This window comes from Cryobacterium sp. TMT2-15-1, from assembly GCF_004402345.1.
Taxonomy (GTDB): Bacteria; Actinomycetota; Actinomycetes; order Actinomycetales; family Microbacteriaceae; genus Cryobacterium; species Cryobacterium sandaracinum.
In genome coordinates, this window is record NZ_SOGD01000032.1 from 120,614 (window position 1) to 133,462 (window position 12,849).

Annotated in this window: 10 protein-coding genes; 4 read left to right on the forward strand and 6 right to left on the reverse strand. The window is 69.1% G+C overall.

All coding sequences use genetic code 11. From position 1 onward, the window contains the following. Positions 1 to 8: 8 nt before the first annotated feature. The gene (gene moaA / locus E3O62_RS08850) at positions 9 to 1,037 is read left to right on the forward strand and encodes a GTP 3',8-cyclase MoaA (protein ID WP_134398251.1); all 1,029 of its coding nucleotides are present in this window, start codon (positions 9 to 11) and stop codon (positions 1,035 to 1,037) included. A gap of 6 nt (positions 1,038 to 1,043) precedes the next feature. Then, a complete protein-coding gene (fdhD, locus tag E3O62_RS08855) occupies positions 1,044 to 1,904 on the forward strand; it encodes a formate dehydrogenase accessory sulfurtransferase FdhD (protein ID WP_134394471.1) in 861 nt (286 codons plus the stop codon). On the opposite strand, the gene E3O62_RS08860 is transcribed toward fdhD, so the two are convergent. After that, positions 1,901 to 3,289: a phosphatase PAP2 family protein gene (locus E3O62_RS08860; protein ID WP_174720128.1), complete on the reverse strand. Its 1,389-nt coding sequence runs from the start codon at positions 3,287 to 3,289 to the stop codon at positions 1,901 to 1,903. The genes fdhD and E3O62_RS08860 overlap by 4 nt on opposite strands. Continuing rightward, positions 3,286 to 5,601, reverse strand: coding sequence for an FdhF/YdeP family oxidoreductase (locus tag E3O62_RS08865; RefSeq protein WP_134398252.1), 2,316 nt, complete (start codon positions 5,599 to 5,601; stop codon positions 3,286 to 3,288). The genes E3O62_RS08860 and E3O62_RS08865 overlap by 4 nt, the downstream gene beginning before the upstream one ends. 93 nt (positions 5,602 to 5,694) lie before the next feature. On the opposite strand from E3O62_RS08865, the gene E3O62_RS08870 reads away from it, so the two are divergent. Together E3O62_RS08870 and E3O62_RS08875 are read left to right on the forward strand one after the other, a co-directional pair. Further along, positions 5,695 to 7,944, forward strand: a complete 2,250-nt coding sequence (locus E3O62_RS08870) for a glycosyltransferase (protein WP_134398253.1) — start codon at positions 5,695 to 5,697, stop codon at positions 7,942 to 7,944. Continuing rightward, the gene (locus tag E3O62_RS08875) at positions 7,941 to 9,257 is read left to right on the forward strand and encodes a glycosyltransferase (RefSeq protein WP_134398254.1); all 1,317 of its coding nucleotides are present in this window, start codon (positions 7,941 to 7,943) and stop codon (positions 9,255 to 9,257) included. The genes E3O62_RS08870 and E3O62_RS08875 overlap by 4 nt, the downstream gene beginning before the upstream one ends. Positions 9,258 to 9,276: 19 nt before the next feature. On the opposite strand, the gene E3O62_RS08880 is transcribed toward E3O62_RS08875, so the two are convergent. The 4 genes from E3O62_RS08880 to E3O62_RS08895 form a co-directional block, all read right to left on the reverse strand. Next, complete coding sequence (locus E3O62_RS08880) at positions 9,277 to 9,846, reverse strand: DUF2017 family protein (protein WP_241973397.1); 570 nt, start codon at positions 9,844 to 9,846, stop codon at positions 9,277 to 9,279. Further along, on the reverse strand, positions 9,846 to 10,130 hold the full coding sequence (gene clpS / locus E3O62_RS08885) for an ATP-dependent Clp protease adapter ClpS (RefSeq protein ID WP_241973393.1): 285 nt from the start codon (positions 10,128 to 10,130) through the stop codon (positions 9,846 to 9,848). The genes E3O62_RS08880 and clpS overlap by 1 nt, the downstream gene beginning before the upstream one ends. Before the next feature lie 83 nt (positions 10,131 to 10,213). Continuing rightward, a complete protein-coding gene (locus E3O62_RS08890) occupies positions 10,214 to 10,882 on the reverse strand; it encodes an NTP transferase domain-containing protein (protein WP_134398256.1) in 669 nt (222 codons plus the stop codon). Positions 10,883 to 11,361: 479 nt separating this feature from the next. Further along, positions 11,362 to 12,783, reverse strand: a complete 1,422-nt coding sequence (locus E3O62_RS08895; protein WP_134398257.1) for an amidohydrolase family protein — start codon at positions 12,781 to 12,783, stop codon at positions 11,362 to 11,364. Positions 12,784 to 12,849: the final 66 nt, after the last annotated feature.

The window sequence follows — 12,849 nt, forward strand, 5'->3', positions numbered from 1 at the left end:
GTGGAGACATGATTGATCAGTTCCAACGCCCGCTGCACGATCTGCGCATCTCGGTCACCGACCGCTGCAACTTCCGCTGCGTGTACTGCATGCCCAAAGAGGTCTTCGGCAAGGACTTCGCTTTCATGGAACGCGACGAACTGCTCTCCTTCGAAGAGATGACCCGGCTGGCGCGGATCAGCGTGGCGCACGGGGTCGAGAAGATCCGCCTCACCGGCGGTGAGCCGCTGCTGCGCAAAGGGATCGAAGAACTGGTGGCGATGCTGGCGGCGCTCCGCACCCCGGACGGCCGCCCGATCGACATCGCGATGACCACCAACGGTTCGGTGCTGGCGCTGAAGGCCCAGGCTCTGAAGGACGCCGGGCTGAAGCGCGTCACGGTGTCGCTGGATTCGCTCGACGACGCCACGTTCCAGGCGATGAACGACGTGAAGTTCCCCGTCGCCAAGGTGCTGAACAGCCTGGACGTGGCCCACTCGGTCGGGCTCGGCCCGATCAAGATCAACATGGTGCTCAAGCGCGGGCAGAACGATCAGGACATCGTTGCCATGGCGCGCCACTTCAAGGGCACCCCGTACATCCTCCGGTTCATCGAGTTCATGGACGTGGGCTCAAGCAACGGCTGGGAGATGGGTGACGTGGTGCCCTCGGCCGAGGTCGTGGCCCGCATCAACGCGGAATTGCCTGTCGACGAGGTGGCCCCCAACAACACCGGTGAGACCAGCCGCCGGTGGCGCTACCGCGACGGCGAGGGGGAGATCGGCGTGATCTCCAGTGTCACCCAGTCGTTCTGCCATTCCTGCTCGCGGGCGCGGGTCTCCACCGACGGCAAGCTGTTCACCTGCCTGTTCGCGACCGAGGGACACGACCTGCGTGCCCTGATGCGCGGCGGTTGCACCGATGAGCAGCTGGCTGAGGTGCTGAAGCAGATCTGGCGAGAGCGCACGGACCGCTACTCGGAGCTGCGCAGCGCCGAGACCGGCCGGCTGCGCGCATCCGGCAAGAAGAGAATCGAAATGTCGTACATCGGTGGGTGAATCCAGATGAGCAGGATCACGGTCAGGCGCAAGGTCGTTCGACTCACGGTGGGCGAGAATCCCACCAGCCGGGAAGACGTGCTGGCGGTCGAAGAGCCACTCGAGATCCGCGTGAACGGCCGCTCCCTCGCTGTCACGATGCGAACCCCCGGCAACGATTTCGACCTCGCCGCCGGGTTCCTGGTGTCGGAGGGCGTCATCACCCGGAACGAGCATTTTTCCACGGCCCGGTACTGCGCCGGCGCCACCGTCGAGGGCGTGAACACCTACAACGTGCTCGACGTGTCGCTCGCGCCCGGGGTCACACCGCCCGACCCGAGCCTGGAGCGGTCGTTCCTGACGACGAGTTCCTGCGGGCTCTGCGGCAAGGCCAGCATCGACGCCGTGCGCACGAAGTCGGCGTTCCCGGTGACGGCTGACCCGCTTCAGGTCGACGCAGAGCTCCTGACGCGCTTCCCCGAAGTCTTGCGCGCCGCCCAGGACGTTTTCGAGAAGACCGGGGGCATCCATGCGGCCGCCCTCTTCGACGGGACCACCGGGCGGATGCTGGTGCTGCGCGAAGACGTCGGCCGCCACAACGCGGTCGACAAGGTCGTCGGCTGGGCGCTGAAGGAAGACCTTCTCCCGCTCACCGGCACGGTGCTGATGGTGTCGAGCCGGGCGAGCTTCGAACTGGCGCAGAAGGCGCTGATGGCCGGGATTCCGGTGCTCGCCGCCGTGTCGGCGCCGTCGTCGCTGGCCGCCGAGTTCGCGGACGAGGTAGGCATGACCGTGGTCGGTTTTCTGCGCGGCGACTCCATGGTGATCTACGCCGGGGCGGAACGCATCACGAGCGGCGAGCGGACGCCGCAGAGCGTTCCCGGCTAGCCGCGCTCCGCGGGTTCGACCACCCGCCCGGTGCGCCAGGTGTCGACCGCGATCACGCAACCCACCACCACCAGGGAGATCGAAACGGAGGCCAGGGCATCCGTGGTCCAGTGGTAGCCGAGGTACAGGCGGCTGAGGGCCGCCAGCACGATGCCGACCACGGCGACGCTGAGGGCGGCGGCGGTGGCCCGCATGCTGAAACGGCGCGAAAGCAGAAGGTAGGCGGTCACCAGCAGGAAGTCGGATGCACCCAGCACGTGACCGGAGGGGAACGAGAACGTGAGGTCCGTGCCGAACAGCATCAGGTCGATCGGCGGCCGCTCGCGGCCGACCGTGCGTCCGATGACCTGGGCCAGCACCACGCCGCTTGCCATGGCACCGGCGAGCAGCAGCGCGCGCCAGGCGTGCCGGGTGAGAAGACCCCAGCCGACGCACACGACCAGCACGATCAGGGGCAGCGCGACCGGCCCGAATACGACCGCCAGCACCACCATCACGGTCGTCAGAACGGGGGAGCGGGCCTCCAGCAGCCACTCCTGCACGGGGAGGTCGATCGCGGTGACGCCTCCGCCGCTCAGCACACTCAGCAGCGTGAGCGTGAAGAAGACGGCGCCGGAACCCAGGCAGGCGATCGCGGTGACCCGGAGCATGCGGCGGGACCGGTCAGTGAGTTCCCACCTCTCGACGACGTACCGGTCGTGGAACGTGCGCCACGGATGTGACGCACGGCTGCGCCGGCGTTCGCGATCGAGTGTCACGGCCAGGGGAGCCCAGACGGCCACCGCGATCCCGATGCCGAGCAGTGCCGCCCCGACGGTGTCGGTCAGCCAGTGTGCGCCCAGGTAGGTGCGGCTGAGCATCATCAGCGCCGTGTACAGCGCGCCGGCCAGCCACACCCAGCAGAACCGGAAGAGCAGCGCCAGGATTATCGCCAGCGTCGCCGCATTGGCGACATGGCCGGAGGGGAACGACCCGAAATCAACCCTGACCAGCAGATCTTCGAGTTCGGCCGGGCGGGCCCGGCCGAACAGCCACTTGAGGAGGTGCACGGCGGCACCGGAGATCACGGTTACCGCGAGGGCGAAGCCCGCGGCCCGCGGGCGCTTGAGGAACAGGAGCAGGCCGATGAGCAGGCCGGGCGCGACGACGGAGCCGGTGAGACCGCCGCCCAGGCTGTTCATCACGAGGGCGAGGGAATCCCACACCGGTGCCCGATTGCCGGACACCGCGATCATCCACTCCGTGTCCAGGGCGAACGGCTTGCCGTTCCGGGAGATGACCAGGCCCAGACCCACCGCCAGCGCGACGGCGACCAGCCCGGAGAGCAGCGGCCACCAGTGGGTGACGCGCTGTGCCCCCGCGCCCGGGTTCACGCCCCGGCTCACGTCAGCGGTGCTGACTTCGCTGCCTCGTGGGCGATGAACCGCACGGACATGGCCTTGTAACCGGGGGTGTTCGACTCCCGGGCCACGAGCTCGCGGTGCATCAGGGCGTTCGCCTCGGGGAAATACGCGGCCGCGCAGCCCCGCGGGGTGGGGTAGACCACCAGGCGGAACTCGTTGGCGCGCCGCTCCTCGCCCTGGAAAGTGCTGATCACGTCGACCATGTCGCGGTCCGCAAAGCCCAGCTCGGTGGCGTCGTCCTGGTGGATCAGGATGACCCGGCGGCCGCCGGAGATGCCGCGGTAGCGGTCATCCAGCCCGTAGAACGTGGTGTTGTACTGGTCGTGGCTGCGCATGGTCTGCAGGATCAGGTGGCCGGCCGGTGGGGTGAGGTATTCGAGTGGGCTGACCGTGAACCGGGCCCGGCCGATGTCGGTGGCGAAGCTGCGGGTGTCCCGGGGCGGGTTGGGCAGTACGAAACCGTTCTTCGTCTTGAGGCGCGCGTTGAAATCGGTGAAGCCCGGGAGCACCTGCGAGATGCGATCACGGATGACGTCGTAGTCGTCGGCCATCGCCTTCCAGTCGATCACGTGGTCGTCGCCGAGGGTGGCGCTGGCCATCCGGGCGACGATGACGGGCTCGGCGAGCAAGTGCTCGGAGACCGGGTCGAGACGCCCCTGCGTGGTGCGCACGACCGACATGGAGTCCTCGACCGAGAGCACCTGGCGACCACCCGGGTGCTTGTCGTCGGTGTCGGTGCGCCCCAGCGTCGGCAGGATCAGCGAGGTCGTGCCGTGCATGATGTGCGACCGGTTGGGCTTGGTCGACACGTGCACGGTCAGGCCCACGCGCTGCATTGCCGCCTCGAGGGCTACGGTGTCGGAGCAGGCGAGGGCGAAGTTGCCGCCCATCGACACGAACACGTCGACGTCGTCGTTCTCGAAGGCCGCGACGGTATCCACCGAGTCGAGGCCGTGCGTGCGGGGGGACTCGATGCCGAATTCCTTGTCCAGCGCGGCGAGCATCGGTTCCTTGGGCTTCTCCCAGACGCCCATGGTGCGGTCGCCCTGTACGTTGGAGTGGCCGCGCACCGGGCAGGCGCCGGCGCCCGGCTTACCGAAGTTCCCCTGTAGCAGGAGCAGGTTGATGATCTCCTTGAGCGTGTTGACCGAGTGCGGCTGCTGAGTGAGTCCGAGCGCCCAGCAGATGATCGTGGCCGTGGAGTCGATCATCATCTGCGCGACGGTGGAGATCTCCACCGCGGTGAGCCCGGTGGCCTTCTCCGTCTCGGCCCAATCGATGGTCGTGCGGGCGGCCCGGTACTCGTCGAGGCCCTGGGTGTTCGCCGCGACGAACTCCGCGTCGACGACGGAGCCGGGGACGCGCTCCTCCGCTTCGAGCAGCAGGTGGCCGAGGGCCTGGAACAGGGCCAGGTCGCCGCCGACCTTGATCTGCAGGTACTCGTCAGCGAGTGCCGTGCCGTCGCCGATCAGGCCGGAGACCGACTGGGGATCCTTGAAATTGAACAATCCGGCCTCGGGCAGCGGGTTGACGGCGACGACCCGGCCGCCGTTGTCCTTGCACTCCTTGAGGGCCGACAGCATCCGCGGATGGTTGGTGCCCGGGTTCTGGCCGACGACGAGGATCAGCTCGGCCTGGTGGATGTCCTCGAGCGAAACGGTGCCCTTGCCGATGCCGATGGTGGCGTTCATGGCGCTTCCGGAGGACTCGTGGCACATGTTCGAGCAGTCGGGCAGGTTGTTCGTGCCGATCGAGCGGGCGAACAGCTGGTAGAGGAACGCCGCCTCGTTGGCGGTGCGTCCCGAGGTGTAGAAGACCGTGCGGTCGGGAACGGTGGCTCGGATCCGCTCGCCGATGAGCTCGAAGGCTTCGTTCCAGGAGATCTGAGAGTAGTGCGTGTCGCCGGGACGGATGACCACCGGATGCGTGATGCGGCCCTGGTTGCCGAGCCAGTACTCGGTCTTCGTGGCGAGCTCCTCGATCGAGTGCTCGGCCCAGAACGCCGGCGTCACGGTGCGCAGGGTGCTCTCCTCGGCGACGGCCTTGGCGCCGTTCTCACAGAACTCCGCGGTCTTGCGGTGGCCCTGCGACTCCGGCCACGCGCAGCCCGGGCAGTCGGTGCCGTCGCGCTGGTTGAGGCGCAGCAGCGCCTTCGCCGTGCGGGGAACGCCGGCCTGCGCGAACCCGCGATCGAGCGCCACCAGAACCGCTTCCACTCCGGCCGCGGACTTCTTCGGCTTCGTGACGACCAAATTGTCTTCGTTGATGTCTTCGATCGGAGCGCGTCGTGTCATGTGACCATTTTGCTCCATTCCACAGGGCGTTCCGACATCGGCCGCGTGTATGTTCGGATCGGACTGCTTGTTGCAGGAGACAGAGAGGGCACCGTGGGAACTCACACGACGCTGGACACGATGCGGCAGACCCGGTCGATCCTGGACGGCATCCGCTGCGCCGACGACCTGACCATCGCGGCGAGCCGGGACGGCGGCATCCGCGCCGTGCGCCTGCTCGCGCAGGCGGCGACCGACCCGGGGGACCAGCTGACCGCGATCGCGGCCATCCACTCGCTCGGCCAGGTGTTCGACGAGTCCGCGGATGACGTGCTCGTGTCGCTGATCACCCATGACTCCCTCTTCATCCGCGAACACACGGCCTGGGCGTTCGGCGCCCGGCTGCCCCGGTTCGAGGCGATCTCTGGACTGCTGAGCATGGTGGTCGACGGTGGCTTCTCCGGCATGATCGCCCAGCGCACGCTGGAGCAGTGGAGCTCGTCGGTGCCGGTGCATGTGGCGCTCGCCCTCGAGGGCACCCTGATCGGCGTGCACGAGTGCGGCGCCCGCACCCGCCTGGTCGAAACGATGGGTCTCATCGCCGGGCGCATCCCCGAACGGCTGTTGCGCCGGGTCGCCGTCGACTCGTCCGAGCCGAACGCGGTGCGTGCGGCGGCGATCGCGGCCCTCGGCGACCTCGGTCCGAACGAGGCCAACATCCGTATCGTGAGCGACCTGTCGCAGGGCAGCGGCGTGCTTGCCGACGTGGCTCGGCTCGCCCTGATCGACCTGACTGTGCCGGCCTACCCGCGCCCACCGTGGAGCCAGGGGTTGACGGTGGCCCAACTCTTCCTGCACGCCGACATCGACCGCGAACTCAGCCAGGTGGGGGCCGGCGACAATGGCGGCATCGCCACGCTGCTGGTGCGCCTGGGCGACGCGCTCGTCTCCGGGAGTGGCAGCGGTGGCAGCGGCGGCCGTGAGCGCGGCGGCTCCGTGGAACGGGTGCTCACCCTCTCCCGCGGCAGCTTCGCCGGCGCACTCACCTCCCTGTCCGAGGTCGGGTCTTCCGTCGCGGAGCACGCCTTCGCGACCGTGCCCTTCCTGGGCGAACCCGTCGCCTCGGTCGATGCCTGGCCGCGGCGGATTGCGACGCAGCGCGGCATCCGTCGCATTCTGCGCGCCGCCGGCACCGTCGACGCGATCCACCTGCGAATGGCCGACATCGGCACGCTGGCCGCCTCCACCGTCGCCCGCGAGCTCGACATTCCGATCGTGTTCACGGTGGCCCCCGACCCGCACAGCGTCATCCACTCCCTCGACAGTTCCGGGGTGCTCACCCGGGCGAACTTCGGCACGGTCGACGAGACCGAGCACTTCTGGTTCCGGGCCCGGCTCGTGCAGCGGCTGGCCGCGGATGCCGCGCACACCGTTCTCTTCCCGAGGCCCGAGCTGCGGCGTGACATGCGCGACCTTGTGGGAATCGATATCCGGCAGCATCCGGAACGCCACTCCGTGATCGCGGAGGGCATCGACGTCGCCGTGATCGAGCGTGCACTGGCGGATGCCCGCCTCACGGCCGACCCAACCACCGCGCACGCAGCCCCCGGCGCGACCGGCGCGACCGGCGCGACCAGCGCGGCGGGCGCAGCGGGCGCAGCGGCGCTAGCCGAACTGGACGACCTGCTCACCACCCTCCCGCCGAGCCGGCGCGGGCTTCCGCTCGCCGTCACCGTCGGACGCCTGCACCGCGTCAAGGGCATGGCGGCCCTGGTTCAGGCGTGGGCCGCGGATGCCGACCTGCGCGCCCGCTGCAACCTGCTCATCCTCGGTGGGGACCTGAATTCTCCCTCCCTCGACGAGAAAAGCCAGCTGGACCAGATGGCCGCGGTCGTCGACCTCGCCGATGCGGCCGGCCAGGGCCTGCTGCTCGCCGGGCACCGCACAAACGACACCGTGGCGCACTGGCTGGCCGCGGCCCGGTACGGCCGGCCCGGATTGGCGGCCCCCAATGGGGCGTATGTCTGCGCGAGCATGAAGGAGGAATTCGGCATCGCCCTGCTTGAGGCCATGGCGACCGGACTGACCGTCGTCGCCCCGAATTCCGGCGGCCCGGCCACCTATGTGGAGCACGCAGTGACGGGTTTCCTCGTCGACACCGGCAACCGGACGGCCCTGGCGGGCGGGATCAGCGCCGCACTCGAGTTGGCTGCCGGCCCCCTCGGACCGGAGTACGCGAACCGGGCCGGAGAAATGGTGTCGCGTTCCTTCACGATCCAGGCCATGGCTGAGACGCTGACCCGGGTCTACCGCGACGTGGCCGACACGAACGAGTCGGGCGCGTACCTGGTGGGCGTTTCATGACGCTGCTGATCATCAGCCCGGACTACGCCTCCCACCTGTTCCCGCTGGCCACTCTGGGCACCGCGTGGCTGGAGGCCGGTGAACGCGTCGTGGTGGCCAGCGGTCCGGCCACCGCCGACATCGTGGCCGCGTTCGGATTCGAGCGCGTGCACCTGCAACTGGGCCGCGGCTCGAACCCCGGCACGATCCGCGCCGAGGAACAGCCGACGGGCGAGGACGACGCTCTCCGCGGGTTCTTCGACGCCACCCGGCTCGGTATGGTGGAAACGCTCTGTTTCCAGGCCGAGGCACGCAGCAGCGACCTGCTCTGGAACCCGGTGGAGGTGGCCCGCGCGGTACAGCTCATCGTGGCCGAGGTGCAACCCGACCACGTGATCGTCGATCACCTGGCGTTCAGTGCGCGCCTCGGACTGGTGAGTGCGGGCATCCGTCACGCCGATGTGGTGCTCGGCCACCCGTCGGCGCTGCCCGTGGGCGAGGAGGTCTACGGTTTCCCGCCGGAGTGGCCGCTCGCCTTCGCGCCGGACAGCGGCGACCTCGGCGCACTCCTGGCGACCTGCGAGAGCGTGCGGGATGCGTTCACCACCCAGTGGAACGACGCCCTGCGGGTTCTCGACCCGGACGCGCTGCCGAGCCCGGATGCGTTCAAGGAGTGCGGGGACATCCTGCTGCTCAATTATCCGGTCGAACTGCACGACGCCGCACGTGGCGAGTTGCTGCCGGCGCACGCGTTCCTCGGCTCCGCCGTGCGCAACGAGGCCGACGACGACGAGGTGAACGCCTGGCTCGCCGCCGACAGTGACCGGCCCATCGTCTATGTCAGTTTCGGCAGCTTCCTGTCGGTGCGCGGGGATGTTCTCGCCCGGGTGGCCGAGGCGCTTGCCCCACTCGACGTGCGGGTGGCCGTCGCCACCGGTGCCACCGATCCCGCGGAGCTCGGGCCGATCCCCGACTCCTGGCTCGTGCGCGCGTTCCTGCCGCAGGTCACCGTGCTGGCGCGCTCGGCGCTGGCGGTGTCGCACGGCGGCAACAACAGTGTCACCGAGGCGATGACCTCGGGGGTGCCACTGCTGCTGCTGCCCTTCTCCACCGACCAGTTCGGCGGGGCAGCCGCGGTCGAGCGGTGCGGATTCGGGCTGTCCCTCGCGCCCAACACGGCTACGGCTGAGGAGCTTCGGGCCGGAATAGCCGAACTGCTCGCGCTCGACGGGGACGCCCGGCAAAGCCTGGACCGGTTGAGTTCCTCGCTGCAGGGTGGGGCCGGGTCCAAACGCGCGTACGCGGCGCTGCTGGCGGTGCCGGTCGAGCTGTAGGTTGCGAGTATCCGGTGGGTCAGACGTCGACCGCGTAGACCAAGGATTCCTGCACCATACCGAACCAGTCGTAGATGTCGTTCAGGAATGGTGCCTCGTCGGCGCTCCGCCCCGGCACCCCGTCGGGCCCGATCTCGAGGCGTTCGGCAAGGGTGAGGCGCAGGTCGGTGAGCGTGCGCAGCCAGGACTGCACATCGTCGGCGTCGAGGTCGATGGTCACGGGCGCCTCGGCGGATGCGGCCGCGTCGGCGGCCGCATGTAGCTCGGCGTCGGTTGGTTCGTCGCCGATGTCGGCGTTTGGTTCCTCGGCGAGCGTCGCAAGCAGGCACCGGGCGTTCCGCACTTTGCGCTCGAGCAGGTCGTCGGCGGTGAACCGGCGGAATTCCGCGGCGGCCTCGGGATCATCGGCGTAGGCATCCGGCAGGAGCCGACGCAGGGCCGGGTCACCGGATGTGCCGAGTGCGTGGGTTTCGGCGGCCTCCAGCAGGTCAATCAGCTGGCTCGCGGCCAGGCGCAACAGGCCGATCTCGACGGGTTCGAACCGGGCGGTCACGCTGCCGGCGTTCTCGCTGCCCGACATGAACTGCATCACGCGTCGGCCTTGGCGAGGGTGGCCCACAGCCCGTAGCCGTGCATGGCTTCGACGTGGCGTTCCATGGCTTCCCGGTTGCCGGAAGCGACGACGGCCTTCCCGTCGTTGTGCACCTGCAGCATGAGGCGCTCGGACTCCCGGGCGGAGATGCCGAAGTAGCTGCGGAACACGTAGGAGACGTAGGACATCAGGTTCACCGGGTCGTCCCAGACGATGGTGATCCAGGGGCGATCGAGGGACACGGCGTCTCGCAGATCGAGTCGTTCGTCAGTCTTCGGCACGGGTTAAGCCTCACACGGAGGGGGGGCAATTCCAACCCGGTGTGGCCGGTGTTCGGGGGCGTGGTGCGGTGCGGTTTCGATGCTCAGTCGCGCGTGTCGACGTCGAGCCCGGTCTCGAGGTCGGCGCAATCGACCAGCCGGGTGTCGTGAGACTGCAGGTAGGGTCGTGCGCCGGTGTCGCCGGTGGCGGAGTCGATGAGCGCGCCCCAGTGTGCTCGCCCGATCACCACCGGGTGTCCCGGGCGGGCGTCGAAGCCGGCCTGCCGGAGCGTGAGCGGGCCGACGGGGTTCGCGTCGGCATCCGCATCACCGGGCAGGGTGATTGTGGGCAGGGTGATTGTGGGCAGGGTGCCGATCAGTCGTGCGACCGTGCCGGGCAGCAGACCCGGGATATCGACCGGGACGATCGCCACGGCGACCGGAGCAGGCAGGAGCTCGGTGGCCTGCAGCTCGGTGGCTTGTCGCAGGCCCGCTCGCAGGGACGCGGAGAGTCCCTCTGCCCAGTCTTCAGCCTGCGTGAGGACGACCGACGGGGTCATGCCGAATTGGTGGAGCAGTGCCCGGACTTCTGCGGTTTCGGCGCCGAGCACGACGATCACCGGTGAGCAGCCGGCATCCGTGAGCGTGCGGATCGTGCGCACCAGCCAGGGGATGCCGTCGTTGCCCCGCGCAAGTGCCTTCGGCATGCCGTAGCGGGAGCCGGCGCCGGCTGCGAGCACGAGGCCGGCGATCGGTGCGGAGGAAGTGGCCATGCCTGCCATCGTAGGGCGGGGCGGTGCGGTGCGGTGCGGTGCAGGGGCGGGTGCGGGTGAGGGGGCGGGTGTGGAGGTCGGTCGGGCACGGCCCGCACGACTCTCGGCCTTTTAGGCCATCAACCCCTGACGAATTCGACGGAGATTCTACCGATTTCAGGGTGAAACGGATGTCGGGGGCCGGTTCGGAGCAAAAATCTCCGTCGAATTCGTTCGGCCGGGGCGGGTTTGGAGGGTGGCTCGCCGGTTTCGACGAGCTCAATCACCGGTGTTCGCTCCGCCGTGGTCGTCCGGTTGCAGGCACCCGCGCCCCTCAGGCACCCGGGCTCCCTAACGAATTCGACGGAGATTCTACCGATTTCGCGCCCAAACGGATGCTCGGGGCCGGTTCTGAGCAAAATCTCCGTCGAATTCGTTCGGCCAGGGCGGGATTGAGGGCGGGACTGGAAGGCGGGAGGGCGGCTCAACGGCCAGGCGGCTCAACCGCCGGTCGGGGCGAGCACCCGGCGGCCGCGCACGAAGACGCCGGCGATCGCGGGCTGGCGGAGGGCCAGCAGAAGTGCGAAGAGGGTCTGGTCGGTGGCCATTTCCTCGTCGTCGGCCCGGATGCCGCGCTCGAGCACCGTGGCGAGGGGCTCCCAGCGGTCCGGCTCGATCAGCAGGAAGTCGGCGTCCTTGCCCACGTCGAAGTTACCGAACCGGGCCTCCATGTCGAGTGCGCGCGCGCCGGCCAGGGTTCCGGTGAAGAGCAGGGCGGCCGGGTCCAGCGATAGGCCCGCCTCTCCGGGCTCGGACAGGTGCACTTTGAAACAGTCGTTGAGCACCCGGGAGATGAGCCATTCGTCGCCCGCGCCGACATCCGACCCGATCGCCACATTCACGCCGAACGACGTCGTGCGCAGCCATGGCATGGTGCCCGATCCCAGGAACTGCTGCGACGTGGGGCAGTGCGCCACGCTCGTTCCCGTCTCGGCCAGGCGGGCCAGCTCGCTGTCCTCACAGTGCACGGCGTGGGCGAGGATGCTGCGCCGCCCCAGCAGGCTCGACCCGCCCCGCGCCGACCCCGGCAGGAACCGGCCGTCGTAGGTGTCGAGGTAGGTGTCGACCTGGTAGACCGACTTCACGGCGTCGATCTCGCCCGTGCCCGGCCGGTTGTTCTCGTTCAGGTGGCTGTGGAAGTAGACCCCCTGGCCGCGCACCGAGTCGTAGAGCTCGCCGAGCCCCGCCAGGGTCGTGGGGGTGACCGAGAGGCTGAACCGCGGCACCACCGCCACCTGAAGCAGCGCGGTGGCGGGGTCGCCGGTGTCGACCGCGTGCCAGCGGGCGATCTCATCCGTCACAAGCTCCAGGGCCCTGGCCTCGCTGGTGAGCAGCGCCTGCGAGGGCTCCGAACCGACCGTCTGGATTCCGCGCCCGCTGACCAGGCGCAGTCCGGCCCGGTGCGATTCCTCGAACAGGGCGTCCTGCGCGGAAGGGAACGCGGAGCCGAAGACCAGGGCGCTGGTCGTGCCCGCGGCGACGCGGCGACGGGTGAAGTCCCGGGCGATCTGCTCGCCGAACCCGGGGTCGGCCAGGCGCGCCTCGGCCGGGAAGACGCAGTTGTCCAGCCACTCGAGCAGCTGGCCGCCGCCATAGGCATCCGTGGAATAGGTCTGCGGGAAGTGCACGTGGGTGTCGACGAAGCCGGGCAGGATGAAACCGCCCCGGTTGTCGGTGACCGCCAAAGTTTCGTAAACGGCAGGGAGGTCGACGAATGAGCCCACCCAGGCGATTCGGCCCGTGTCGGTGGTCACCAGGACGCCGTCGGGGAGGGACACGAGGTGCCGGTGCGCGGCGGCCACGGTGGGGGAGCCGGCAATGTGGAAGATGTGGCCGCGGTAGACCCGGCTGGACGGTGTCACGTGAGAGCCCGTTCTCTGTTCGTCGTTCTCTTCCACTGGACTCGTTTCCACCGGACTCGTTCAGTG